General features: G+C 69.6%; 20 protein-coding genes. 1 reads left to right on the forward strand and 19 read right to left on the reverse strand.

Features of this window, described 5'->3' with window-relative positions; all coding sequences use genetic code 11:
• Positions 1 to 127: 127 nt before the first annotated feature.
• Positions 128 to 1,954: an ABCB family ABC transporter ATP-binding protein/permease gene (locus BLQ61_RS08040; protein WP_091569110.1), complete on the reverse strand. Its 1,827-nt coding sequence runs from the start codon at positions 1,952 to 1,954 to the stop codon at positions 128 to 130.
• A gap of 163 nt (positions 1,955 to 2,117) precedes the next feature.
• On the opposite strand from BLQ61_RS08040, the gene BLQ61_RS08045 reads away from it, so the two are divergent.
• Positions 2,118 to 2,534 (forward strand): acyl-CoA thioesterase, encoded by a 417-nt coding sequence (locus BLQ61_RS08045; protein ID WP_091568763.1) that lies wholly within the window; start codon positions 2,118 to 2,120, stop codon positions 2,532 to 2,534.
• Between the two features lie 85 nt (positions 2,535 to 2,619).
• Here the strand turns inward: BLQ61_RS08045 and BLQ61_RS08050 are convergent, their stop codons facing one another.
• From BLQ61_RS08050 to BLQ61_RS08135, 18 genes are all read right to left on the reverse strand, one after another.
• On the reverse strand, positions 2,620 to 3,240 hold the full coding sequence (locus BLQ61_RS08050; RefSeq protein WP_091568765.1) for a bactofilin family protein: 621 nt from the start codon (positions 3,238 to 3,240) through the stop codon (positions 2,620 to 2,622).
• A gap of 150 nt (positions 3,241 to 3,390) precedes the next feature.
• Positions 3,391 to 3,876 (reverse strand): thioesterase family protein, encoded by a 486-nt coding sequence (locus tag BLQ61_RS08055; RefSeq protein ID WP_091568766.1) that lies wholly within the window; start codon positions 3,874 to 3,876, stop codon positions 3,391 to 3,393.
• A gap of 354 nt (positions 3,877 to 4,230) precedes the next feature.
• A complete protein-coding gene (locus BLQ61_RS08060) occupies positions 4,231 to 5,037 on the reverse strand; it encodes an enoyl-CoA hydratase (protein ID WP_091569112.1) in 807 nt (268 codons plus the stop codon).
• Positions 5,038 to 5,045: 8 nt separating this feature from the next.
• Entirely contained in the window at positions 5,046 to 5,879 is an 834-nt protein-coding gene (locus tag BLQ61_RS08065) for an acyl-CoA thioesterase (RefSeq protein WP_091568768.1), read from the reverse strand.
• 197 nt (positions 5,880 to 6,076) lie between these two features.
• Positions 6,077 to 7,273, reverse strand: a complete 1,197-nt coding sequence (locus BLQ61_RS08070) for an acetyl-CoA C-acyltransferase (RefSeq protein ID WP_091568769.1) — start codon at positions 7,271 to 7,273, stop codon at positions 6,077 to 6,079.
• Positions 7,270 to 7,659, reverse strand: a complete 390-nt coding sequence (locus tag BLQ61_RS08075; RefSeq protein WP_245703918.1) for an endonuclease domain-containing protein — start codon at positions 7,657 to 7,659, stop codon at positions 7,270 to 7,272. The genes BLQ61_RS08070 and BLQ61_RS08075 overlap by 4 nt, the downstream gene beginning before the upstream one ends.
• A 203-nt stretch (positions 7,660 to 7,862) precedes the next feature.
• Positions 7,863 to 10,286: a 3-hydroxyacyl-CoA dehydrogenase/enoyl-CoA hydratase family protein gene (locus tag BLQ61_RS08080; protein WP_091568773.1), complete on the reverse strand. Its 2,424-nt coding sequence runs from the start codon at positions 10,284 to 10,286 to the stop codon at positions 7,863 to 7,865.
• Between the two features lie 123 nt (positions 10,287 to 10,409).
• The gene (locus tag BLQ61_RS08085; protein WP_091568774.1) at positions 10,410 to 10,847 is read right to left on the reverse strand and encodes a DUF2147 domain-containing protein; all 438 of its coding nucleotides are present in this window, start codon (positions 10,845 to 10,847) and stop codon (positions 10,410 to 10,412) included.
• Positions 10,848 to 11,015: 168 nt separating this feature from the next.
• Positions 11,016 to 12,812: an acyl-CoA dehydrogenase C-terminal domain-containing protein gene (locus tag BLQ61_RS08090; protein WP_091568776.1), complete on the reverse strand. Its 1,797-nt coding sequence runs from the start codon at positions 12,810 to 12,812 to the stop codon at positions 11,016 to 11,018.
• 59 nt (positions 12,813 to 12,871) lie between these two features.
• Positions 12,872 to 13,525 carry a TetR/AcrR family transcriptional regulator gene (locus tag BLQ61_RS08095; RefSeq protein ID WP_091568778.1) on the reverse strand — a complete coding sequence of 218 codons (654 nt, stop codon included), beginning with the start codon at positions 13,523 to 13,525 and terminating at the stop codon, positions 12,872 to 12,874.
• Between the two features lie 357 nt (positions 13,526 to 13,882).
• Entirely contained in the window at positions 13,883 to 14,545 is a 663-nt protein-coding gene (gene slmA, locus BLQ61_RS08100) for a nucleoid occlusion factor SlmA (RefSeq protein WP_091568779.1), read from the reverse strand.
• A gap of 121 nt (positions 14,546 to 14,666) precedes the next feature.
• Positions 14,667 to 15,560, reverse strand: a complete 894-nt coding sequence (argB, locus tag BLQ61_RS08105; protein WP_091568781.1) for an acetylglutamate kinase — start codon at positions 15,558 to 15,560, stop codon at positions 14,667 to 14,669.
• Between the two features lie 111 nt (positions 15,561 to 15,671).
• Complete coding sequence (locus BLQ61_RS08110; RefSeq protein WP_091568783.1) at positions 15,672 to 16,778, reverse strand: glycosyltransferase family 4 protein; 1,107 nt, start codon at positions 16,776 to 16,778, stop codon at positions 15,672 to 15,674.
• Positions 16,779 to 16,867: 89 nt separating this feature from the next.
• Entirely contained in the window at positions 16,868 to 18,226 is a 1,359-nt protein-coding gene (locus BLQ61_RS08115; protein ID WP_091568785.1) for a TolC family outer membrane protein, read from the reverse strand.
• 88 nt (positions 18,227 to 18,314) lie between these two features.
• Positions 18,315 to 19,682 (reverse strand): HlyD family type I secretion periplasmic adaptor subunit, encoded by a 1,368-nt coding sequence (locus tag BLQ61_RS08120; RefSeq protein WP_091568786.1) that lies wholly within the window; start codon positions 19,680 to 19,682, stop codon positions 18,315 to 18,317.
• Positions 19,683 to 19,841: 159 nt separating this feature from the next.
• Entirely contained in the window at positions 19,842 to 21,626 is a 1,785-nt protein-coding gene (locus BLQ61_RS08125; RefSeq protein WP_091568788.1) for a type I secretion system permease/ATPase, read from the reverse strand.
• 45 nt (positions 21,627 to 21,671) lie between these two features.
• Complete coding sequence (locus BLQ61_RS08130) at positions 21,672 to 23,426, reverse strand: type I secretion system permease/ATPase (RefSeq protein ID WP_091568789.1); 1,755 nt, start codon at positions 23,424 to 23,426, stop codon at positions 21,672 to 21,674.
• On the reverse strand, positions 23,423 to 24,037 hold the full coding sequence (locus BLQ61_RS08135; RefSeq protein WP_091568790.1) for a hypothetical protein: 615 nt from the start codon (positions 24,035 to 24,037) through the stop codon (positions 23,423 to 23,425). The genes BLQ61_RS08130 and BLQ61_RS08135 overlap by 4 nt, the downstream gene beginning before the upstream one ends.
• Positions 24,038 to 24,221: the final 184 nt, after the last annotated feature.

Genomic DNA, 24,221 nt, shown 5'->3' on the forward strand with positions numbered 1-24,221 from the left:
AACCCCCGGCGCCTGGACACCAGGCGCCGGGGGCTGTCCGCATGGGGCATGCGGAACTGAAGCCCTGCCTGCACGCCCCGCAAGAACGCTCCTGAAAATGTAGCTGGATGCCCTTTTTTTATATGGGCTAGAGCCCGTTTTCACCATTATTTTGCTGCAGCGCCCACATACCGGCGTAGCGCCCGCCGGCGGCCAGCAGCGCGGTGTGCGTGCCGCGCTCGACGATGCGCCCGGCGTCCATGACCAGGATCTCGTGCGCGTCCACCACCGTGGACAGGCGGTGGGCGATGACCAGCGTGGTCTTGCCGGCGGCGACGGCGCGCAGCTCGGCCTGGATGGCGCGCTCGTTGGCCGAGTCCAGCGCGCTGGTGGCCTCGTCGAAGATCAGCACCGGCGGGTCCTTGAGCAGCGTGCGGGCGATGGCCACGCGCTGCTTTTCGCCGCCCGACAGCTTCAGCCCGCGCTCGCCGACCTGCGTGTCGTAGCCCTGCGGCAGCGCGGCGATGAAGTCGTGGATGCGCGCCGCGCGCGCGGCCTGCTCGACCTCGGCGCGGCTGGCGCCGGGCCGGCCGTAGGCGATGTTGTAGGCGATGCTGTCGTTGAACAGCACCGTGTCCTGCGGCACGATGCCGATGGCGCGGCGCAGCGACTGCTGCGTCACGCCGCGCACGTCCTGCCCGGCGATGGACACGCGGCCACCCTGCACGTCGTAGAAGCGGTACAGCAGCCGGCTGAGCGTGCTCTTGCCCGCGCCCGACGGGCCGACCACCGCCACCGTGCACCCGGGCGGGATCTCGAAGCTCACGCCCTGCAGGATGGGCCGCGCCGGTTCGTAGGCGAAGCGCACGTCCTCGAAGCGCACGGCGGGCGGGCCGGACAGCTGCAGCGCCGGGGCGCCGGGCGCGTCGGCCACCTCCTGCGGGCGGTCCATCAGCGTGAACATCTTGTCCAGGTCGGTCAGGTTCTGCTTGATCTCGCGGTACACCACGCCCAGGAAGTTCAGCGGGATGTAGATCTGGATCATGAAGGCGTTGACCATGACCAGGTCGCCCAGCGTCATGCGCCCGGCGGCCACACCCTCGGTCGCGCGCCACAGCATGGCCACCAGGCCGGTGGCGATGATCAGCTGCTGGCCGGCGTTCAGCAGGCTCAAGGTGCTGCGGCTTTTCAGTTGCGCGCGGCGCAGCGCCGCCAGGCTCTCGTCGTAGCGGCGCGCCTCGAACTGCTCGTTGTTGAAGTACTTGACGGTCTCGTAGTTCAGCAGCGAGTCGATGGCCTTGCCGTGCGCGGCCGAGTCGAACTGGTTGGCCTGCACGCGGAACTGGATGCGCCACTCGGTCACCCACACCGTCCAGGCGATGTAGCAAAACAGCGCCGCCAGCGTGATGCCGGCGAACCAGGCGTCGAAGCGCGTGGCCAGCACGGTGAGCACCAACAGCACCTCGATCAGCGTGGCGGCGATGTTGAACAGCGCGAACGACACCAGCGACTCTATGCCGCGCACGCCGCGCTCGATGTCGCGCGTCATGCCGCCGGTCTGGCGCTCCAGGTGAAAGCGCAGGCTCAAGGCGTGCAGGTGCTCGAACGTCTTCAGGGCGATGGAACGCGCCGCACCGTGCGTCGCCTTGGCGAAGACCAGCTCGCGCAGCTCGTTCAGCAGCGAATTGCCCAGCCGCAGCGCGCCGTAGGCCAGCAGCAGCCCCACCGGCACCACCAGCAGCGCGGCGGGGCTGCCAGGCGGCACAGTCATGGCGTCGATCAGCTGCTTGAGCAGCAGCGGCACGCCGACGTTGGCCAGCTTGGCGCCGACCAGCAGCACGATGGCCACCAGCACGCGCAGCCGGTATTGCCACAGGTAGGGCAGCAGGCGCGACAGCGTGGCCCAGTCGGTGCGCCGGGCGGCGGGATCGGAAGGGACGGGAGGGGCAGCGGAGGCAGGGCCGAAACGGCGCATGGGCAGCGGCGGCAGCGTGGGCATGCCGCGGAGAAGAGCGGGGTCGGTCGATTGTCACTGCGTCCGCCAAAGCCTGCTGACCAGGGTGCGCATGCCGGACAATGCACGGTTTCGTTGCCCACCGCGCGTGCCTGCCCGGCCAACGCGCCCGCCTTGCGTCCCCATGACCGATCATCCCGAAGTCCACCCCGAACTGCCGCGCGACAAGGAGCTGGTGCTGCGCGTCATCCCCATGCCGGCCGACACCAACAGCAACGGCGACATCTTCGGCGGCTGGGTCATGGCGCAGGTGGACCTGGCCGGCTCGGTGCTGCCCGGCCGCCTGACGCAGGGCCGCATGGCCACCGTGGCGGTGAACGAATTCATCTTCAAGCAGCCGGTGCGCGTGGGCGACCTGCTGTCGTTCTACGCCGAGATCACGCGCGTGGGCCGCACCTCGATGACGGTGCAGGTCGAGGTGTACGCGGAGGGCATCCGCACCCAGGGTCGCTACCTGAAGGTGACCGAGGCGCGCCTGACCTATGTGGCCATCGACGAGCAGGGCCGGCCACGGCCGGTGCATCCGGCGCAGCCGGCCTGAGCGCGCCGGAAACGACAAAGCCGCCGGGCAGGCGCCGGGCGGCTTGGTCGTTGCAAAGAAAGGAAAAAGAAAAGCCGGCGCCGGCTCAGGCCTGCAGTGCCTCCACCTCGGAGCGCGCCGGGGTACCGGTGGCGGCCACCGTGGACGGCGCGCGCGCGGCGGCCGGGGCCGGGCCGCTGCCGACCGAGATCTCGCCCGTCAGCTGGCCGCCCTCCTCGATCACCACCTTGCCGTAGCGGATCTTGCCGCTGACGCGGCCCGAGCCGAAGATCACCAGCTTCTCGCGCACGGTGAGCTGGCCGTCGAACTGGCCGTGGATCTCGGCGATGTCGATTTCCGCGCAGCCCTTGAACGCGCCCTGCTCGGCGATGTGGATGACGCGAGAATCCATGGTCGCCTCCACCGTGCCCTCGACCACCAGCGTGTCGCAGTCGGTGATCTCCACGCCCTTGAGCTTGATGTTCGGGCCGACGGTGAGCTTGCTGCCGCCGGTGGCGGGGGCTTCGCTGCCGCTGGCAGCGGTGCTGGTGGCGGGGGTGGCGGGTGTACTGGTGTTCATGCTGGTGGTGCCGGTGGCCGGCATGGCGGCGCGGTTGGCAATGCCGCCCAGGCCGGCCGGCTGGCGGGCGGCGAAGTTGCTGTCGCTGGCGCCGGGGTTGCTGGGAACGCTATCTCGCTTGCCAAAGAAGGGATTTTGCACGGCCATCGGAACTCCTGAAAAAGACCGCTGCATCCTAGGGGTCGCTTCACGCGGCAAGTGCTGGCATCAGGCAATAAAAGTAACCAAAACCCTCATTGGTTGCATGCGCTTGCAGGCTTTGCAGCGGCTTGCAGCGCAACCGGCCGTCGTCCCGCATCACGAAACAATGTAGGCGGCCGCGCCGCTGGCCAACAATTCGCCCTGCGGCCCCAGGAATTCCATGCGCGTGTTGGCCACACGCGAACCCAGGCGCAGCACCTGCGCGCGCAGCTGGAACGGGCCCTTGAGTGCGGCGCGCAGGTAGTCCACGCGCAGGTCGATGGTCCCCAAGCGGGCGAAGCGCTGCAGCCGCGCCAGCGGCGCATCGGCCATGTGCCGCGCGCCCAGCGCGGCCATCACCGCCAAGCCACCGGTGGCGTCCAGCCCGGTGCTGATCACGCCGCCGTGCAGCCGCTGGTAGGTGAAATGGCCGACCAGCTCGGGGCGCATCTCCAGGTGCGCGCTGACCTGCTCGGGCGTGATGTCGTCGATGCGCAGGCCCAGCAGCTGGTTGAAGGGGATGCTCCGCTCGAACACCTCGCGCAGGCCGGAGATGAATTCAGGCTCGAACACGACGGGCGGGGATGGCAAGGTAGAGGACATGAACGCCGATTGCTATTGAAAAAATAGCTTAAGGCCCTTGCAAAATAAGGGCCAGATCCAGAAAACACCGTCAATCTCGCATTCCGGGTGCGCCCGCGCCGCCCGCCGGCCGTGGCCACACCGCCGCCCCTGCCCGGGCATTCCCGGCAGAGCGCCCAGGCCCCGCCACACGGCTGCGCGCTGCCGTTGCCGGAACCCTGCGCTGGTCGACGACTCCTGCGCGGGGTGCGCAGCCGCCGCCCCAGGCGGTCTGGGTCGCTGCAAATCCCTGGACAGCTGCGGCCAGCGCGTGTGTCGCAGCCCTCTTCCCGATCCGCCGCCAGCACCCCGCGCGCCGGGGTCGCCCACAGGCGCTCAGCAGCGGCTGAAGTCCGGGTGCCGCTTGTCCATGAAGGCGGTGAACGCCTCGCGCGCCGCCGGGCCGGCCATCAGGCGGGCGAAGCTGGCGCCTTCCTCGCGCATGCGCTCGCGGATCTGCGTGGCCTGCCCGGCCTTCATCAGGCGCTTGGTCTCGACCAGCGCCGACAGCGGCTTGGCCGCCAGCTTCCTGGCCTGCGCCTGGGCCAGCAGGTTGCATTCGGACGGCGGCACCACGCGGTTGACCAAGCCGACCTCCAGCGCCGCCTCGGCCAGGAAGGGCTCGCCCAGCAGCAGCGCCTCGGCCGCGCGGTGGTAGCCCATCAGCTGCGGCAGCAGCAGGCTGGACGCCGCCTCGGGGCACAGCCCCAGGTTGACGAAGGGCAGCGAGAACGCGGCGTTGTCGCCGGCATAGACCAGGTCGCAGTGCAGCAGCAGCGTGGTGCCAATGCCCACGGCCGGGCCGCACACGGCGGCGACCAGCGGCTTCGGAAACTCGGCCAGCGCCTGCAGGAAGCGCCACACCGGCGCCTGCGCGTCGGGCGCTGCCGCGCCGCCGCCCTGCGCGCCCTGGCGCAGGAAGTCGGCGATGTCGTTGCCGGCGCTGAAGATCGCCATGTCGCCCTGGAAGACGACCACGCGCACCGCCGCGTCGTCGCGCGCCGCGGCCAGCGCGTCGGCCATGGCGGCGTACATGGCCTCGGTGATGGAATTTTTCTTGTCGGCGCGGTTGAAGGTGATGGTGGTGACGCCGGCCTCGGCGTGCACCAGGATGTCCTGCGTGGCGGGGGTGGAAGCGGTCATGGTGCGGTTCATTCCTTGTAGTAGACGATCTGGTGGCTGGTGGCCAGCAGCGTGCCGGCCTGGTTCCACAGCTGGGCGCTCTGGTCGAAGAAGCCGGCGCGGAACTCCTGCGCGCGCGCCTGGGCCAGCAGGTGGCCGCTGCCGGTGCGCGCCAGCAGCGCGGCATCGGCGTGGAAGTACACCGTGAGCGAGACGGTGCCGGCCGGCACCTGCAGCGCGCGCCGGCGCCACACGCGCGGGTAGAACACGTCGGCCAGCGCGGCCAGCGCGGGGAAGTCCAGCGGCCGCGGCGGCGCGTCGCGCACCCACAGGCACGAGGCGCTGTCGGCCTCGCGGCCGTCCCAAACCTGCGGCAGCAGGCCGCTCACCGGCCGCATCTCGTAGCGCTGCAGCCACTGCACCGGGAACATCGGCGCGATGGCCGGACACTCGGCGGGCGACGGCACCTCGGGCATGGGGCTGTCGCTGGCGCTCCAGGTCTCGCGCCGCGCAGCCGTGAGGACGGTGGCAGTAGTCACCACTGTTTCCGGTTGGCCCGGGCCGGGCGGCTGCAGCACGCGCACCGTCCAGTGCTGGGTGGAGCGGTTGGTGCGCTCGGGCACGGCCTGCAGGGTGAACGCGCCCTCGGCCAGGGCGGCGGCGTAGTTCACGGTGAGGGCCACCGGCTCGCCCAGCGCCTCGGGGTGGCGCAGCACGGCCGCCAGCACCGTGGCGGCGCTGATGCCGCCATAGGGCCCGACCATGTTCCAGTAGGCGGCGCTGGTGTGGCCGGTGTAGTGGCCAGGCGCCTGGGCGGTGAGGGCCAGGGCCTGGTCGAGTGGGTGCGGTTGCTCGTCGGTCATGGCTGGCGAGTGTGCCGGGGGACGGGACCGACGCGCGTCATGCCGGCGACGCGGGTGGGGCGCGCCGGGCGGGCGAAAGATCGCAGCTGATCGCTACTTTTTTCATAGCTGCAAGCCCATGTTTCGTCACGACATGCGGCTGTTTTGGCCGATATTCTTCTGTGCACCGCCCTGGTCTCGCCCGCATCGGCGCGCTGTCAGACGCGCTCGAAGATACCCGCCGCGCCCTGGCCCATGCCGACGCACATGGTGACCATGCCGTACTTCAGGTTCTTGCGGCGCAGCGCGTGCACCACCGTGGCCGAGCGGATGGCGCCGGTGGCGCCCAGCGGGTGGCCCAGCGCGATGGCGCCGCCCATGGGGTTGACCTTGGCGGTGTCCAGGCCCAGCGTGTCGATGACGGCCAGCGACTGCGCGGCGAAGGCCTCGTTCAGCTCGAACCAGTCAATGTCGGACAGCTGCAGCCCGGCGTAGCGCAGCGCGGCGGGAATCGCCTCGATCGGGCCGATGCCCATGATGGCCGGCGGCACGCCCTTGCTGGCGAAGCTGACGAAGCGCGCCAGCGGCGTCAGGCCGAAGCGCTGCACGGCCGCGCCGCTGGCCAGGATCAGCGCGCCGGCGCCGTCGCTGGTCTGGCTGCTGTTGCCGGCCGTCACCGTGCCGCGCGCGGCGAACACCGTGCGCAGCTTGGCCAGGCCCTCCAGCGTGGTGTCGGGGCGCGGGCCCTCGTCCAGGTCCACGGTGCGGGTCGTGGCGACGACCTCGCCGCTGTCCAGGTCGGCGCTGCGGTCGGTCACCTCCACCGGCGTGATCTCGTCGGCGAACTCGCCCGCCTGCTGCGCGGCGATGGCGCGGCGGTGCGACTCCAGCGCGAAGGCGTCCTGCGCCTCGCGCGAGACGTGCCACTGCTGCGCCACCTTCTCGGCCGTCAGGCCCATGCCGTAGGCGATGCCCACATCGCCATCGCGCTCGAAGATCGACGGCGACAGGCTGGGGGCGTTGCCCATCATCGGCACCATGCTCATGCTCTCCACGCCGGCGGCGACCATCACGTCGGCCTCGCCCACGCGGATGCGGTCGGCCGCCATCGCCACCGCCGACAGGCCCGAGGCGCAGAAGCGGTTGACGGTGATGCCGCCGACGCTGGTCGGCAGCCCGGCCAGCACCGCGCCGATGCGCGCCACGTTCAAGCCCTGCTGGGCCTCGGGGATGGCGCAGCCGCAGATGATGTCCTCGATGGCCTGCGGGTCCAGCCCCGGCGCCTGCGCCAGCGCGGCCTTGAGGATGGTCGCCAGCAGGTCGTCGGGGCGGTAGTTGCGGAAATAGCCCTTGTGCGACTTGCCGATGGGCGTGCGCGTGGCGGCGACGATGTAGGCGTCTTGCACTTGTTTCATGACGTGTGTCCTTGGATTTCTACTCCCTCTCCCGCGTGCGGGAGAGGGCTGGGGTGAGGGTCTGTCAAAGCCTGGGCGATGACCTGCAACACGGCATCGGTCTCGCCCAACATCTGGTGGTTCCAGAAACGCAGCACGCGCCAACTTTGCGATTGCAGGAACTGCGTACGCTGCTGGTCATGCGCCAGTCCGTCGCCATGCGCGTGCTGGCCACCGTCGAGCTCGACGATCAGGCGGGCTGCCACGCAGGCGAAGTCCGCGAAGTAGGGGCCGATGGGATGCTGGCGGCGGGATTTGTGCTGGCCCAACTGCTGGGCGCGCAGGTGGCGCCAGAGCAGACGCTCGGCGTCGGTGGGCTGCTGGCGCAGGGCGCGGGCGTTTTGCACCCTCACCCCCACCCTCTCCCGCACGCGGGAGAGGGAGCCAGAAGCGCGCCCTGCATCACCCCCACGGCCAGAACCGCCCCCTGCTCCCTCTCCCGCTCGCGGGAGAGGGCCGGGGTGAGGGCCTGCGCTCTTCGCTCCCTCTCCAGCCTGCGGGAGAGGGCTAGGGGGAGGGTCTGCCCGGCCTGCCATCTGCCTGCCCCGCGTCAGTTGCGTACCGGCTTGCCGGTATTGAGCATCCCCAGGATCCGCTCCTGCGTCTTCGGGTGCTCGATCAGCGTGCAGAACGCCTTGCGCTCCAGCGCCATCAGGTATTCCTCGCTGACCAGCGTGCCGGGGTCCACGTCGCCGCCGCAGACCACCTCGGCGATCATGGTGGCGATGCGCTGGTCGTGCTCGCTGATGAAGCCACCATCGCGCATGTTCACCAGCGAGCCGCGGATAGTGGCCACGCCGCTCCTGCCCGCGACCGGGAACAGCCGCTTCATCGGCGCGCGCCAGCCGGCCATGGCCATGGCGCGGGCCTCGTTCACGGCGACGAACAGCAGTTCGTCCTTGTGCGGCACGATGATGTCGTCCTCCAGCAGGTAGCCGAGCTTGCGCGACTCGGGCGCGCTCATGCCGACCTTGGCCATGGCAGCCGCCGTGAAGCCCTCGGTCAGGAACGGCAGCAGGTCCTTGCCGGTGGATTTCGCGGCGTTCTCGGCCGCGCGGCGGGCGATGTAGGTTAGCCCGCCGGCACCGGGCACCAGGCCCACACCGACCTCGACCAGGCCCAGATAGCTTTCCATGTGCGCCACGCGGCGCGCGCTGTGCACCGCCAGCTCGCAGCCGCCGCCCAGCGCCATGCCGTGGATGGCCGAGATGACCGGCACCTGGGCATAGCGCAGGCGCAGCATCAGGTTCTGCAGCTCGTGCTCGATGCCCTCGATGGCGGAGATGCCCGCCACCACGTAGGCTGGCATGGTCGCCTGCAGGTCGGCGCCCACGGAAAACGGCGCGTCGCCCGACCAGATGACCAGGCCCTCGTACTCGCGCTCGGCCAGCTCCAGCGCCTCCAGCAGGCCCTCCATCACGTCCGGGCTGATGGCGTGCATCTTGCTCTGGATGCTGGCGATCAGCACCCGGCCGCCGGCAGGGCAGACCTCACGGTCCAGCGTCCACACGCGCAGCGCATCGGTGTTGCTGATGGTGGTGCCCGCCGTGCGCCAATCGGGCAGATTGGCCTCACCCAGCAGCTTTTCCGGGAAGTACTGGCGCTGGTACACGGGCAGCTGGCGGCGCGGCACGAACTTGCCCTGGCGCGGGCTCCACGAGCCCTGGGCGGTGTGCACGCCGCCGGCGTCGGCCACCGGTCCGTGGAACACCCAGTCGGGCAGCGGCGCCTTCGACAGCGCCTTGCCGGCGTCGATGTCCTCCTGGACCATCTTCGCCACCTCCAGCCAGCCGGCCTCCTGCCACAGCTCGAACGGCCCCTGGCTCATGCCGAAGCCCCAGCGCATGGCCTGGTCCACGTCACGCGCGGTGTCGGCTATTGTCCCCAGGTGCACGGCCGCGTAGTGAAAACCGTTGCGCAGGATGGCCCACAGGAACTGGCCCTGCGGCCCCTCGGCGTTGCGCAGGAGCTTCAGGCGCTCGGCGGCGGGCCTTTTCAGCATGCGGCCATAGACCTCGTCGGCCTTCTGGCCGGCGGGCACGTAGTCGCCGCTTTCCAGCTCAAAGCGCAGGATGTCGCGCCCGACCTTCTTGAAGAAACCGGCCTTGGACTTCTGGCCCAGCTGGCCGGCCTCGATCAGCTTGCTCAAGACGGCGGGCGTGCCGTAGCTGGCGTAGAACGGGTCGGTGTCCTCGCTCAGGTTGTCCTGCAGCGTCCTGATGACGTGGGCCATGGTGTCCAGGCCCACCACGTCGGCGGTGCGAAACGTGCCGCTGCTGGCGCGGCCGAGCTTCTTGCCCGTCAGGTCGTCCACCACGTCGAAGCTCAGGCCGTAGTGCTCGGCCTCCTTCATGGTGGACAGCATGCCGGCGATGCCGACGCGGTTGGCGATGAAGTTCGGCGTATCGTGCGCGCGCACCACACCCTTGCCGAGGCCCGTGGTGACGAAGGCCTCGAGCTGGTCCAGCACCTCAGGACTGGTGGTGGGCGTGTCGATGAGTTCCACCAGCACCATGTAGCGCGGTGGGTTGAAGAAGTGGATGCCGCAAAAACGCGGGCGCAGCTGCTCGGGCAGCGCCTCGGACAGCTTCGTGATCGACAGGCCCGAGGTGTTGCTGGCCAGAATGGCGTGCGGCGCGACGTGCGGCGCTATTTTTTCGTACAGATCCTGCTTCCAGTCCATGCGCTCGGCGATGGCCTCGATCACCAGGTCGCAGCCGCCCAGCAACGCCAGGTGCTCCTCGTAGTTCGCCGCCTGGATCAGGTCGGCGTCCTCGGGCACGCCCAGCGGCGCGGGCTTGAGCTTCTTCAGGTTGGCGATGGCCTTGGTGACGATGCCGTTCTTCGGGCCTTCCTTGGCGGGCAGGTCGAACAGCACCACCGGCACCTTGACATTGACGAGGTGGGCGGCGATCTGCGCGCCCATCACGCCCGCGCCGAGCACGGCGACTTTCTTCACGTTAAATCGGGACATTCAAAAATTCCTCATGTGTTCACCACACAGCGCCGACACGCCAGTGCACCCGCGGATCCGGCTTCGCCGGTCCGCTGGGTGCGCCCCCTGGGGAGGAGGCGCCGCAGGCGCTTCGGGGGGTAATCAGTTCACGCGTTGCCAGGTCTGCGTGCGGCCGAAGGGGCCGATGGAGCCGCGCACTTCCAGCTTCTGGCCGCTGTCGATGGGCGTCAGGCGCAGGGTGTAGGTCTTGCCGCTTTCGGGATCGAGGATCTTGCCGCCCTCCCACACGTCCTTGCCTTCGGCCTTGCGGGCGCCGGTGATGATCGGCAGGCCAACCATGGGCTGGTCCTTGAGCGCGTCCTTGCACTCCACGCACTTGGCTTCCGGATCGGCGCCCTTGCGCAGCAGCTTCTCGATGCGGCCTTCCAGCACGCCGCCCTGCTGCTCGGTGATGCGGATCTCGGACTTGGCCTCGCCGGTCTTGTCGTCCACGCTGCGCCAGGTGCCCACGGGCGACATCTGGGCCCATGCGGGGGCGGCGATTGCTACACAAAAAATAGCTGCTAGCGCTTTGTTCATATGGGCTCCAGGGCAAAAAGGCTTGAAGACGGAGGGAGAAAAGAACCCCCTCACCCCTGCCCTCTCCCCCAAGGGGGAGAGGGAGCAAGACCGGCGGCGCGCCTCGGGACTTGCTCCCTCTCCGGCTCAGGCGGGAGAGGGCTGGGGTGAGGGTGGGATGCCCCACTATCAGGCCAGCGCCGCGTCCGTGTCCATCAGCACCTTGCTGCCCGCGCGTGCGGTGCGCATCAGCGTCGCGGTTTCAGGGAACAGCTTGGCGAAGTAGAACCGCGCCGTCTGCAACTTGCCCTGGTAGAACGGGTCGGTGTTGCCGGCTGCGATCTCGCGCAGCGCCACCTGGGCCATGCGGGCGAACAGGTAGCCGAACACCAGGTGGCCCGCCACGCGCAGGTAGTCCACCGCGGCGGCGCCCACCTCGTCCGGGTTCTGGAAACCGCGGAAGCCGATCTCGGTGGTGAACTTGGTCATCTGGTCGCCCAGGTAGGCGATCGGGTTGATGAACTCGGCCATCTTCTCGTTCACGCCTTCCTCGGCCACCAGCTGTCCCACCAGCTTGCCGAATTTCTTCAGCGTCGCGCCGTTGTTGCCCAGCACCTTGCGGCCCAGCAGGTCCAGCGACTGGATGGTGTTGGTGCCCTCGTAGATCATGTTGATGCGGTTGTCCCGCACGAACTGCTCCATGCCCCATTCCTTGATGTAGCCGTGGCCGCCGAAGACCTGCATGCAGGCATTCGTCGCCACATGGCCGTTGTCGGTGATGAAGGCCTTGACGATGGGGGTCAGCAGCGCGACCAGCTCATCCGAATCCTTGCGCACTTTTTCGTCCGTGTGGTGCTGCGCCTTGTCCAGCAGCAGCGTGCAGAAGATCTGCAGCGCGCGCGCGCCCTCGGCGTAGGCCTTGGCGGTGAGCAGCATCTTGCGCACGTCGGGGTGCACGATGATCGGGTCGGCTTCCTTGTCCGGTGCCTTCTTGCCCGACAGGCTGCGCATCTGCAGGCGGTCCTTGGCATAGGCCAAGGCGTTCTGGAAGGCCACTTCCGTCAGGCCCAGCGACTGATTGCCGACCCCCAGGCGCGCGGCGTTCATCATCACGAACATCGCCGCCAGGCCCTTGTTCGGCTCGCCCACCAGCGTGCCGGTGGCGCCGTCGATGGCGATCTGCGCCGTGGCGTTGCCGTGGATGCCCATCTTGTGCTCCAGGCCCGTGCAGAAGATCGGGTTGCGCTCGCCCAGGCTGCCGTCGGCGTTGACCTTGAACTTCGGGACAACGAACAGGCTGATGCCCTTGCTGCCCTTCGGGGCGTCGGGCAGGCGCGCCAGCACCAAGTGCACGATGTTCTCGGTGAAATCGTGCTCGCCGGCGCTGATGAAGATCTTGTTGCCCGTGAGCTTGTAGCTGCCGTCCGCCTGCGGCTCGGCCTTGGTGCGCAGCAGGCCCAGATCGGTGCCGCAGTGCGGCTCGGTCAGGCACATGGTGCCGGTCCACTCGCCGCTGACGAGTTTCGGCAGGTACAGCTTCTTTTGCTCGTCGGTGCCGTGCGCCACCAAAGCCTCGTAGGCGCCGTGCGACAGGCCGGGGTACATGGTCCAGGCCTGGTTGGCGCTGTTGAGCATCTCGTACAGGCACTGGTTCACCGTGTGCGGCAGGCCCTGGCCGCCGAACTCCGGTAGGCACGACAGCGCCGGCCAGCCGCCCTCGACGAACTGCTGGTAGGCCTCCTTGAAGCCCTTCGGCGGCGTGACCTCGTGCGTCGCGGTGTCGAGCTTGCAGCCCTCGGTGTCGCCGCTGATGTTCAGCGGGAAGGTGACGCCGGCGGCGAACTTGCCGGCTTCCTCCAGCACGGCGTTGAGGGTGTCGGCATCGACCTCGGCGTGCGCCGGCATGGCCTTGAACTCGTCGGTGACCTTGAACACTTCGTGCATCACGAACTGCATGTCGCGCAGCGGGGGCGTGTAGATGGGCATGCGGGTGGCTCCTGGAAAAAGCGGGTGGAAACGGGTGTGGGAAAAAACGGGCGGCTGGCTCAGGCGGCGTAGCGCGCCAGGATGCTGTCGAACCCGGCGTGCGCGCGCTCCAGCGAGCCGGGCGTCTTCAGAAAACGCGCCTCGTAGTGCAGCGCCAGGATCAGGCCGTGGATCTCGAACAGCACCTGGCGCGGGTCGGCATCGGCGCGCAGCTGGCCCAGCTCCTGGCACTGCTCGATGGCGCGGCACATGGCGGCCATCCAGGTCAGCACCGAGCTGGCCAGCGCGTCGCGCACCGGGCCGTCGCGGTCGTCGAACTCGACGGCGCCGCTGATGTAGATGCAGCCCGAGTCGATCTCGACCGAGGTGCGCTGCATCCAGTGGGAAAACAGCGCGCGCAGGCGCGGCAGGCCGCGCTCGTACTCCATCGCCGGGTAGAACACCTCCTGCTCGAAGCGCTGGTGGTATTCGCGGATGACGGAGATCTGCAGCTCCTCGCGCGAGCCGAAGTGGGCGAACACGCCCGACTTGCTCATGCCCGTCACGTCGGCCAGCGCGCCGATGGACAGACCCTCCAGCCCGATGTGCGTGGCCAGGCCCAGGGCGGCCTCGGTGATGGCGGCCTTGGTCTGCTGGCCCTTCAGCGCGCGGCCTTCGCGGCGCGCGGTGCGCGGGGTTGCAGAAGCAGAGGCGGGGGAGGGAGCGGCGGACATGGCGGGAATAAAACGAACGATCGTGCTATTTTGCACAAAAGGCTTCGTTCTGACCAGTGCGCAGTGGCTGATGCCCCGGGTTTCAGGGAAAACCCTGGACAGGCTGTGACCCTGCCCTGCCATCCCGGTTGGCAGCCAAAACCGCCGCCAGCCCTGATTCCGCCAAGGCTTTCAGCTATCTATTTTTTCAACGGAGACAAGGCATCGGCATCGGCGCCAGCACGTAGAGGCAATCGAGCTGCCCCTGTGGGATGGCGGGGACAGGCGGTGCAATGCGGGTGCGCCGCGACCGGCGCATGGGTGGCTGGCTTGCAGCCGGTGCTGCCAAGGCGAGCACGCCGCTGCCCAGGCGGGCAGTCAGCCCAGCAGCGCCAGCGTGGCCTGCAGCCGCTCGGTCGGCAGGCGCTGGAAGCCGCTGCGCACCTGGCGCTGCAGCCGGCCGCGCAGCACATCGACGAGCAGCGCCGCGCGCAATGCATGCTGCGTGCCGGCACCGGCCGCAGGCTGGAGGTCGGCCGCGTCCTGCGGCGCCGCGTCTTCCGGCAGCGCGGGCCGCAGGCACTGGCGCAGCTGCGCCTCCAGCTTGTCGAAGAAGCGCTGCATGCGCTGGTCCAGCGCCGCGCTTTCGTGCGCCAGGGTGTCGCCAGCCATCAGCCGCGCCAGGCCCGGGTTGCGCTCGGCGAATTGCAGCACCATGGCAACGATGCGCGCGGCGCTGTCCGGCCCGGGCTGGCCGTCATCGCCGGTGATCTGGCGCACCAGGGTGAAGACGCTGGTCTCGATGAAGTCCAGCAGCGCCTCGAACATCCCGGCGCGGCCGCCAAAGGGGCGCAGCAGCGCCGCTTCGCCGCAGCCCAGCTGGCGCGCCAGCGCGGCGCTGGTGACACGGATGCCGTCCGGCTCCTGCAGCAGCTGCACCAGGGCCTGCAATGCCTGCTCGCGCCGCTCGGCGGCGCTGGCACGGCGGCGCGCCGGCTGGGCGCGTGGGGCGGAGGCGGTGGACGGCGGTGCTGCGGACATGGCGAAGGGACGCGCCAAGCGCGCCGAATGCTATTCAAACAATAGCTATAAGCCCTTATGGAACAAGGGCTGGAGGCTGTTTTGACACAAAAACCGCGGCACACGGCCGCGGCGTGCCGATTCAGTCCTGGCTGCGGATCATGGTGCCGTAGGCCTGGTCGGTGAGGATTTCCAGCAGCATCGAGTGCGGCACGCGGCCATCGACGATGTGCACCGCGTGCACCCCGGCCTTGGCTGCGTCGATGGCGCCGGCCAGCTTGGGCAGCATGCCGCCGGAGATGGTGCCGTCGGCGATCAGGCTGTCGATCTGCTGCGGGGTCAGCTCGGGCAGCAGCTGGCCGGCCTTGTCCAGCACGCCGGGGATGTTGGTGAGCATGACCAGCTTTTCCGCCTGGAGCACGGTCGCCAGCCGGCTGGCGACCACGTCGGCGTTGATGTTGTAGCTCTCGTTGTCCTCGCCGAAGCCGATCGGGCTGACCACCGGGATGAAGGCATCGTCCTGCAGCGCCTTGACCACGCTGGGGTCGATCTCGACGATGTCGCCGACCTGGCCGACATCGTGCTCCACGGCCGGGTCGTGGTGGTCGAGCATCTTCAGTTTCCGCGCGCGGATCAACCCGCCGTCGCGGCCCGTCAGACCCACCGCCTTGCCGCCGGCCTGGTTGATCAGGCCGACGATGTCCTGCTGCACCTCACCGGCCAGCACCCACTCGACCACCTCCATGGTTTCGGCGTCGGTCACGCGCATGCCCTGCACGAACTCGCCCTTCTTGCCCAGCTTCTTCAGGGCCTGCTCGATCTGCGGCCCGCCGCCGTGCACCACCACCGGGTTCATGCCGACCAGCTTGAGCAGCACCACGTCCTCGGCGAAGTCCTGCTGCAGCGCCGGGTCGGTCATGGCGTTGCCGCCGTACTTGATGACCATGGTCTTGCCGTGGAACTGGCGGATGTAGGGCAGCGCCTGGGCCAGGATTTCGGCCTTGTCGCGGGGGGCGATGGATTGCAGGTCGGTCATGGAAGGTGTGCCACGAAGCGGCAGGGAAATGGACGGAAAACGGGTGGACAAGAAAAATCGGCGCGCGCGCCGAGTGCCGCATTGTGGCGCATGCGCGTGCCGCCAAGCCCTTCAGGGCTGCAGCCAGCCCGGCACCTTGAAGCGCACGATGGCCAGGTAGGCGGCCACGTAGAACACCATGAACAGCACGCAAAAACCGATCAGCACCGGCGTGTTGTGCCGGAACAGCACCGCCGGCACCACCGTCAGCAGCGTGTAGGCCCACAGATAGGGCGAGGTGCGGTTGTTGCGCATCAGCATGTCGCGCGCCTCGTCGTCGTGGAACACGCCGCGCACGATGCGCCGGTAGATCAGCTGATGGAAATGCAGCGCGTCGGCCATGCCCGGCGAGTCGCCGCGCGCCAGCTTGCGGTAGATGGAAAACACCGTCTCCCACACCGGGTAGATCAGCAGCAGCATCGGAAACCACGGCGAGACGGCCGGGTTGCGCTGCACCAGGCTGATGCTGGCCAGGGCGATCACCCCGCCCCACAGGTAGGCGCCGCCGTCGCCGGCGAACAGCAGCCCGCGCGGGTAGTTCCACAGCAGAAAGCCGGCCGAGGCCGCCGCCGTGCACACCAGCAGCGTGGCCAGGGCCCGGTCGCCCATCTGCAGCGCCACGTGCGCCAGCGCCAGGCAGACGATGATCGCCACCATGCCGGCCAGGCCGTTGTAGCCGTCGATCAGGTTGAAGGCGTGCGGCAGGCCGGCCACCGCCAGCACCGCCAGCGCCACGCCCAGCCAGGGGGCATGCTCCAGCACCATGTCCACACCGGGCAGGTCCAGGCGCGGCACCGACAGGCCCAGCAGCCAGGCCGCCAGCGCCCCGGTGGCGATGCTCAGCAACAGCCGGTGGCGCGCGTCCAGGCGCTGCGTCAGATCCTCGGCGATGCCGCCCAGCACGGCCGGTCCCAGCGCCAGCAGCCACAACAGCACCCAGGGACCGAGCCGCACCGAGCCCGGGTCACCCAGCTGCACCAGCCCCAGGCCCAGCAGCCAGCTGGCAACGATGCCCACCAGCAGCCCGGCGCCACCCAGGCGCGGCACATGCCCGAGGTGGAAGCGCTGCGGCTTTTCCTCACCGTAGCAGGCGCTGTGCGCCTGCGCCCGGGCGCTGCGCACGATCAAGCCGCAGACCAGCGCCGCCACTATGAATGCCACCACCGCCAGCCAGATCATGGGGCGCTGATGTTAAAGGTTTCGCCCGCATGCCAGCGGCAAGCATTGCAAGCGGGCGTGACAGCGCGCACAGCCCGCGTGCGTCGGCATCAGGGCGCCAGCGCGGCGTTGGCCTGGGCCACGCTGGCCTGGGCGTCGTCGCCGGCCAGCGCGCGCAGCCGCATCTGGCTGACCAAGTACAGGTAACGCGCCTGCGCCAGGTCGCGCAGCGCCTGGATGCGCTGCTGCTCGGCGTTCAGCACGTCCAGCAGCGTGCGCACGCCGGCGGCCTGCGACTTGCGGCTGGACTGCACCGCCTGCTCGGACGAGCGCACCGCCTGCTGCAGCGCGGCAATGCGCGCCACGCCCTCCGTCATGCCGCGAAACTCGTGGTGCACGCGCACGCCCAAGTCGCGCCGCGCCGCCTCCAGCAGCTCCTCGGCGCGCGTCTGCGCGGCCACCGCCTGGCGCACGGTGGAGTTGACGTAGCCGCCGGAGAACAGCGGCACCTGCAGCTGCACGCCGACCACCTTGTTGTCGTAGCGCTGGTTCACGCTGGTCACGCTGTCGCTGCTGGTGCGCGACCACTGGGCCACGGCGTCCAGCGTGGGCAGGTGGCCGGCGCGCGCCTTGGCGACCTCCTGGCGCGCCACCTCGACCTGCGCGCGCAGCGACTGCAGCTCGGGGCTGGCGGCCTCGGCACGGGCGATCCAGTCGTCCACCGACGCCGGCACCGGCGCGGTGGGCGCGAAGCGCTCGGCGTCCAGCGCCGCCAGGCTCTCGACGTTGCTGGCGGTGAGCGTCTCCAGGCGCCGGCGCGTGTAGTCCTCGTTCTGGCGCGCCTCCAGCTCCTGCGCCACCGTCATGTCCAGGCGCGCCTGCGCGTCGTCGATATCGGTGCGCGTGCCGGCGCCGGCGGCCAGCGACTTGCGCGCCGCGTCCACCTGGGTGGTGTAGGTCTCCTTCTGCGCCAGCACCAGCGCCAGCTGCTCGCGCGTCAGCAGCGCCTCGAAATAGGCCTCGCCCACGCGCACCACCAGCGCCTGCTCGTCACGTTCCAGGTCGGCCTCGGCGCTTTCCACCTGCGCGCGCGCCTGGCGCACCTGCGCCGTCAGGTAGGGTCGGTACAGCGGCTGGCGCACCTGCAGCGTCTGGTTGCCGGAGTAGTAGTGGATCTGGCTGGTGACCGGTTGGCCCAGCATGTTGTGGCCCTTGCTGGTCAGGTCGTTGTAGTTGCGCCCAGCGCTGAAAGCGACGTTCGGGAACAACTGCGAGCGCGCCTGGGGCAGCCGCTCGCGCAGCGCCTCGGCGCCCGCGCGCGAGGCGCGCACCGTGGCATCGTTGGCCACCGCCGCGTCGTAGGCCTGCTGCAGGTCGAGCGCGTGGGCGGCGCCGGCGCACAGGGCCAGCAGGACCAGGGCGACGGGGCGCGCGGCGGGCACCCAGGCAGAGATGGATTTATTGCTCATATTTCGATAGCTGCTGGTGTTTGACTAGCAACGGCTTGCGGGCTTTTACGCCCTCTCCCGCACGCGGGAGAGGGAGCCGATACAGGCCTCACTCTTCCTTCATGGACGCGGACACGCGCTTGATCAGCGGGTGCAGCAGGTAGGTCAGCATCGAGCGCTCGCCGGTCTTGAACACCACTTCCACCGGCATGCCCGGCTGCAGCTGGCGCTGGCCCAGGCTCTTCATGCCCTCGGGCGTGATCTGCACGCGCGCCAGGTAGTACTGCAGGTTGGTCTGCGGCTCGGTCAGTAGGTCGCCCGAGACCGACACCACCTTGCCCTGCACCACCAGCTGCGGCGAGTGGGCGAAGGAGTTGAAGCGCACGTCCACCGGCAGCCCGGCATGCACGCGGTCGATCAGGTGCGGCGCCACGTGCGCCTCCAGCAGCAGCTCCTCGCTGCCCCCGGGCACGATGTCCATCAGCTTCTGGCCGGGCTGCACCACGCCGCCCACGGTCTGCACCGCCAGGCCGACCACCTGGCCGTCCACCGGCGCCTTGATCTCGACGCGGCGGTAGTCGTCGGAGACGGCCTTGAACTTCTGCTCCTCGGCCAGCACCTCGCGGTCCACGTCGGCCAGCTGGGTCTCCACCTCGCGGCGGTACTCAGCCTGGCGCGAGCTGGCGCGCTGGCGCAGCTCGCCGATGCTGCGCTGGGCGCGGATGGTGTTGCCCTGCAGGTCGGCGATGGCGCTGTTGATCTCGGCCACGGTGCGCTCCAGCTCCAGCTGGCGGTTGCGCGGGGCGTAGCCCTCGGCCACCAGGCCGCGCAGGTTGTTCAGCTCCTCGCGCACCAGCGCCATCTGGCTCTTGCGGCTGTCGAGCATGCTGGCGTAGGAGGTCAGCAGGCCGCGCTGGCCCTCGATGCTTTCCTCGATGGACTGCAGGTCCGAGCGCAGCAGGTTGCGCCGCGTCTGGAACAGCTGCTCCTGGTTCATCATCTGCTGGCGGATCAGCGGGTCGGAGGCGGCTTTCTCCAGGTCGGGGTGGAAATGGATCTGGCCACCGCCGGCCTGCTCGGCCATCAGCCGCGCCTGCATGGCGCGCAGGCCCAGGTAGCGCTGGCGCACCGATTCATAGTTGGCGCGCACCACCGCCTCGTCCAGGCGCACCAGCGGCTGGCCCTCGCGCACCTGCTGGCCCTCGCGCACCAGCACCTCCTTGACGATGCCGCCCGTCAGGTGCTGCACCGCCTTGCGCTTAGTGTCCAGCGCGACCATGCCCTGCCCGGGCACGCCCTCGTCCAGCGGCGCCAGGCTGGCCCACAGCAAAAAGCCGCCGAAGCCGATGGCCAGCGCCAGCAGGCCGATGCGCCCGGCGCGGCGCGCCTCGTGCGCCGCCGGCAGCGGCGCGGCGCCGCCGCCTTCGACCAGCGCGCCGGAGCCGGCAGGGGAAGAAGAAATCAGGGAGTTGGCCATGTCAGTTCCTGCCAGGAGCGCCAAGAGAGAAAAAAGGGAAGAGCGTGCCGGCGCGCGGGCGGCACCCGGCAACATTGGAGTCAAAACCGCCTTCAGCCCTGTACAACAAAGGGCCTCCAGCTATCAAAAGCATAGTCTTCATGGGGGTTGCGCCAGTCATCAGGCCGCCTGTGGCGCGACCGCGCCGCCGCCCTGCCCGGCCTGGGCCTCGCGTGCCGCGTGCTGCTGCGCCTGGGCCTGGGCCTGGGCTTGGGCCTGCTGCTGCGCGCGCAGCGCCGCCAGCACCTCATCGCGCGGGCCGTCGGCCTGCACGCGGCCGTCCTGCAGGATCAGCAGCCGGTCGGCCACCGCCAGAATGCCGGGGCGGTGGGTGATCAGCACCACCGTGCGGCCGGCCTCCTTCAGCTGGTGCACAGCGCGCACCAGCGCCTGCTCGCCCACGTCGTCCAGGTTGGCGTTGGGCTCGTCCAGCACCACCAGCACCGGCTCGCCATACAGCGCACGGGCCAGGCCGATGCGCTGGCGCTGCCCGCCCGACAGCATGCCGCCGGCCTCGCCCATGGGCGTGTCGTAGCCCTTGGGGAAGCGCAGGATCATCTCGTGCAGCCCGGCGCTCTTGGCCGCGGCGATGACCTGGGCCGAATCCACCTCGCCCAGCCGGGCGATGTTCTCGGCGATCGAGCCCTCGAACAGCTCCACGTCCTGCGGCAGGTAGCCGAGGTGCGGGCCCAGCTCGGCGCGGTCCCAGCTCTCGATGGGCAGGCCGTCCAGCAGCACCTCGCCGGCCACGCCCGGCCAGATACCGATCATGGCGCGCGCCAGCGTCGACTTGCCCGAGCCCGAGGGCCCCAGCACCACCGTCACCTGGGCCTGCGCGATGGCGGTGCTGACGCCTTTCAGGATCGGCGTGGCGCGCCCCGGGGCGCTGGCCACCACATCCCGCAGCACCAGGCCGCCCGTGGGCGCCACGCGCTTGAGGCTCGGGTCGTCCTCCGGATACTGGCCCAGCAGGGCTTCGAGCCGGCCGAAGGCCGAGCGCGCGTTGATGAACATCCGCCAGGTGTTGACCAGCATGTCGATCGGCGCCAGCGCGCGGCTCATCAGCACGTTCGAGGCGATCATGCCGCCGGGCGAGAGCTGCCCCTCGATCACCAGCAGCGCGCCCGCGCCCAGCGCCAGCGACTGCTGCGAGTAGCGGATGAACTTGCTCCAGGCGGTGATGCGGTGCGCCAGCGACTGCGACTGCGACTGCAGCCCCAGCGTGCCGGTGTGCCGGCGCAGCCAGTGCGCGCGCAGGTTGTGCACCATGCCCATGGATTCGAGCACCTCGGCGTTGCGCAGCTTGGCCTGCAGGTAGGCGCCGGTGTCGCTGGCGGCGCGGCTGGCGGCCTCGGCCGGGGCCACCGTGTGGCGGTGGCCGAACCAAGCCAGCGCCACCTGCACCAGCGAGAAGAAGATCGCCATCCAGCCCAGCAGCGGGTGCAGGAAGAACAGCACCGCCACGTAGATCGGCGCCCAGGGCGCGTCGAAGAAGGCGAAGATGCCCTGCCCGGTCAGGAACTGGCGGATCTGGATCAGGTCGCCAAAGGCCCGCGCCGGGCCGCTGCCCTGCTGGCCCAGGTAGGAATCGAAGCTGGCGTTGAACACCCGCGTGCCCAAGAGCGCATCCAGCCGCAGACCCGAGCGCACCAGCACGCGCGAGCGCATCCACTCGGAAAACGCCATCACCGCGAACAGGAACAGCGTGATCAGCGACATCGCCAGCAGCGTCAGCTCGCTACGGCTCATCAGCACCCGGTCATAGACCTGCAGCATGTACAGCGTGGGGCTGAGCATCAGCACGTTGGCCACCATGCTGAAGATGCCGACCATGAAAAATTCGCGGCGGAAGCTCCACAGCACGCGCGTGAGTTCGCTGCGCGCGAAAAAGCCTGGTTGGGACATGATGGAAAGAGGAGCGTTGGAAGAAAGGAACGGGGCCGCGCCGGGTCAGGCGGCCGTGGCCAGTTGCCGCGCGGGGGCGGCCGGGGGCTGCTGGGCCTGCTGCGCCGCCTGCTGCAGCGCCGCCAGCACCTCGTCGCGCGGACCGAAGGCCTGGGTCTGGCCATCGCGCAGCACCAGCATCTTGTCGGCCACGGCCAGCACGCTGGTGCGGTGGGTCATGATGACGAAGGTCGTGCCGCGCGACTTCATGAACTGGATGGCGCGCGCCAGCGCGGCGTCACCCTCCTCGTCCAGGCTGGAGTTGGGCTCGTCCAGCACCACGAACACCGGGTTGCCGTACAGCGCCCGCGCCAGGCCCACGCGCTGGCGCTGGCCGCCCGACAAGCGCGCGCCGCCGGCGCCCACCGCCGTCTCGTAGCCCTGCGGCAGGCCCAGGATGAAGTCGTGCAGGCCCACGGCGCGCGCGGCCTCTTCCACCCGCGCCATGTCCACTTCGCCGAAGCGCGCGATGTTCTCGGCCACGCTGCCGTCGAACAGCTCCACGCCCTGCGGCAGGTAGCCCACGTGCGGGCCCAGCTCGGCCTTGTCCCAGGCGAACACGTCGGCGCCGTCCAAGCGCACCTTGCCGGCCATCGACGGCCAGATGCCCACCAGCAGCCGCGCCAGCGTGGTCTTGCCCGACGCCGAGGGGCCGACCACCGCCAGTACCTCGCCGGGGTTGAGCGCGAAGCCCACGCCGCGCAGGATCTGCGCGCCGCCGCCCGGCGCACCGGCCACCACCGGCTCGACCTGCAGCGCGCCGCGCGGCGCCGGCAGCGCCATGTTCTCGGGGCGCGCCGGCACGGCGGCCAGCAGCTGGTCCAGCCGGCCCCAGGCGTCGCGCACGTTCACCACCGACTGCCACTGCGTCACCGCCTGCACCAGCGGCGCCACCACGCGCCCGCCGAACACAGAGGCCATGATCATCATGACGTCGCCGCCGTGCAGCTCGCCGTGCAGCAGCAGCCAGCAGCCCAGCCCCAGCAGCCCCGAGCTGAGCGTGGTCTGCAGAAACTTCGACAGCGCCTGAAAGCCCCCCGCCGCCTCGGACGCCGTGGCCTGCAGGTTCAAGAATTCGCGCTGCTTGTCCATCCAGCGCGCGTGCACGTCGCGCAGCATGCCCATCGACTCGATCACCTCGGCGTTGCGCAGCGAGCCGTCGGCGTACTGCTGCGCGGCAATCGCAGCGCGGTTGGCCTGCATCAGCGGCGGCTTGGTCGAGCGCTCGTTCAGCCACGCCACCAGCGTGATGACGCAGGCAAAAGCAATCGCCGCCCAGCCCAGCGCCGGGTTGATCAGGAACAGCAGCACCAGCATCACGATGGACACCGGCGACTCCATCACCCCCAGCAGCACCGGCGAGTACAGGAATTCGCGGACCTGCTTGAAGTCGTTCAAGGGCTGCTGCGTGCCGCCCGGGATGCGGCGCAGGTTGGCGTCGAAGATGGCGTGGAAGATGCGCCCGCGCAGGCGCTCGTCCAGCTCGACGCTGGCGGCGCGCATCATCTCGCTGCGCGCCCACTCCAGCAGCTCCATGACGATGTACACGCCCAGGATCAGCAGGGTGAGCATCCACAGCGTGGTGTGGCTGCGGCTGTTCACCACCCGGCCATAGACCTCCAGCATGTAGCCCGAGGGCGCCAGCACCAGCAGGCCCGACAGCAGGCTGAAGATGCCGGCGCGCCGGAAATAGGGCTTGAGCGTGGCCAGCGCGGCGCGCAGCTCGGAGGGCGGTTGGTTGGCAGGTTTGGCGGGGGTCATACGGTTTCTTCGACCATCACGTATTCGGGGATTTCCGCGTCCGGCTCGGGCAGCGGCTGCGCCGCGCCGGGCTCGGGCGGCGCCTGCAGATCGACAAAGGCGAAGGCCAGGCCGTAGCCGCCCGAGGCGCCGCGCGACAGCACGATCTCGCGCAGCTTGTGGGTGGCAAACAGCGCCTCGTCCTCAGCCTTCAGGCCCAGCTGGAAGCGCATGCGCCCGTCCAGCGTGAACATCGACAGCTGCCCGCCCTTGACGCTGAGCGTGTGCCGGTCGAAATACACCGGGCAGGTGTCGGAAAAGCGCAGCAGCGGCAGCGCCTTGCCCTCCAGGCGCGACAGGTGGAACGGGCTGGCCGGGTGCTGGAACACCACCCGGCAGGTGCGCGAGACCGAGTAGATCGCGTTGCACACCATCTGCGAGCCCATCTCGGGGAACTGCTCGCGCAACTGGCGGTAGGCCAGGTGGTGCAGCGCCACGCGGTTCCACACGCGCGTCTGCTGCACCAGCGGCGCCAGGGCGTTGCAGACCTGGGCGAAGCCCTGCTGCAGGGCGCGCAGGCGCTCGGCCTGCTCGGGCGTGGTGTCCAGGGAAATACGCAGGATGGAATTCATGGGAAGGGGCGCAGTATAGCGGCCCCTATATGAACTCCTATATGAAATCAGACGGTGGTGTGACGGGAGTCACCGGCCAGGCCAGTCCGCCTGCGGCCCCTGATCCGCAAGGCCCAACGAAAGGGGCCGGCACCGCCTCGGTAGCGGCGCCGGCCCTCATAAGAGCGCCCTGGGCTGGCGCGGC

Source organism: Oryzisolibacter propanilivorax (assembly GCF_900103645.1).
Lineage (GTDB): Bacteria > Pseudomonadota > Gammaproteobacteria > Burkholderiales > Burkholderiaceae_C > Melaminivora > Melaminivora propanilivorax.

Coding starts and splice junctions, on each gene's coding strand:
- BLQ61_RS08040 (WP_091569110.1), bottom strand. CDS start 1,954: ATGCGCCGTTTCGGCCCTGCCTCCGCTGCCCCTCCCGTCCCTTCCGAT.
- BLQ61_RS08045 (WP_091568763.1), top strand. CDS start 2,118: ATGACCGATCATCCCGAAGTCCACCCCGAACTGCCGCGCGACAAGGAG.
- BLQ61_RS08050 (WP_091568765.1), bottom strand. CDS start 3,240: ATGGCCGTGCAAAATCCCTTCTTTGGCAAGCGAGATAGCGTTCCCAGC.
- BLQ61_RS08055 (WP_091568766.1), bottom strand. CDS start 3,876: ATGTCCTCTACCTTGCCATCCCCGCCCGTCGTGTTCGAGCCTGAATTC.
- BLQ61_RS08060 (WP_091569112.1), bottom strand. CDS start 5,037: ATGACCGCTTCCACCCCCGCCACGCAGGACATCCTGGTGCACGCCGAG.
- BLQ61_RS08065 (WP_091568768.1), bottom strand. CDS start 5,879: ATGACCGACGAGCAACCGCACCCACTCGACCAGGCCCTGGCCCTCACC.
- BLQ61_RS08070 (WP_091568769.1), bottom strand. CDS start 7,273: ATGAAACAAGTGCAAGACGCCTACATCGTCGCCGCCACGCGCACGCCC.
- BLQ61_RS08080 (WP_091568773.1), bottom strand. CDS start 10,286: ATGTCCCGATTTAACGTGAAGAAAGTCGCCGTGCTCGGCGCGGGCGTG.
- BLQ61_RS08085 (WP_091568774.1), bottom strand. CDS start 10,847: ATGAACAAAGCGCTAGCAGCTATTTTTTGTGTAGCAATCGCCGCCCCC.
- BLQ61_RS08090 (WP_091568776.1), bottom strand. CDS start 12,812: ATGCCCATCTACACGCCCCCGCTGCGCGACATGCAGTTCGTGATGCAC.
- BLQ61_RS08095 (WP_091568778.1), bottom strand. CDS start 13,525: ATGTCCGCCGCTCCCTCCCCCGCCTCTGCTTCTGCAACCCCGCGCACC.
- slmA (WP_091568779.1), bottom strand. CDS start 14,545: ATGTCCGCAGCACCGCCGTCCACCGCCTCCGCCCCACGCGCCCAGCCG.
- argB (WP_091568781.1), bottom strand. CDS start 15,560: ATGACCGACCTGCAATCCATCGCCCCCCGCGACAAGGCCGAAATCCTG.
- BLQ61_RS08110 (WP_091568783.1), bottom strand. CDS start 16,778: ATGATCTGGCTGGCGGTGGTGGCATTCATAGTGGCGGCGCTGGTCTGC.
- BLQ61_RS08115 (WP_091568785.1), bottom strand. CDS start 18,226: ATGAGCAATAAATCCATCTCTGCCTGGGTGCCCGCCGCGCGCCCCGTC.
- BLQ61_RS08120 (WP_091568786.1), bottom strand. CDS start 19,682: ATGGCCAACTCCCTGATTTCTTCTTCCCCTGCCGGCTCCGGCGCGCTG.
- BLQ61_RS08125 (WP_091568788.1), bottom strand. CDS start 21,626: ATGTCCCAACCAGGCTTTTTCGCGCGCAGCGAACTCACGCGCGTGCTG.
- BLQ61_RS08130 (WP_091568789.1), bottom strand. CDS start 23,426: ATGACCCCCGCCAAACCTGCCAACCAACCGCCCTCCGAGCTGCGCGCC.
- BLQ61_RS08135 (WP_091568790.1), bottom strand. CDS start 24,037: ATGAATTCCATCCTGCGTATTTCCCTGGACACCACGCCCGAGCAGGCC.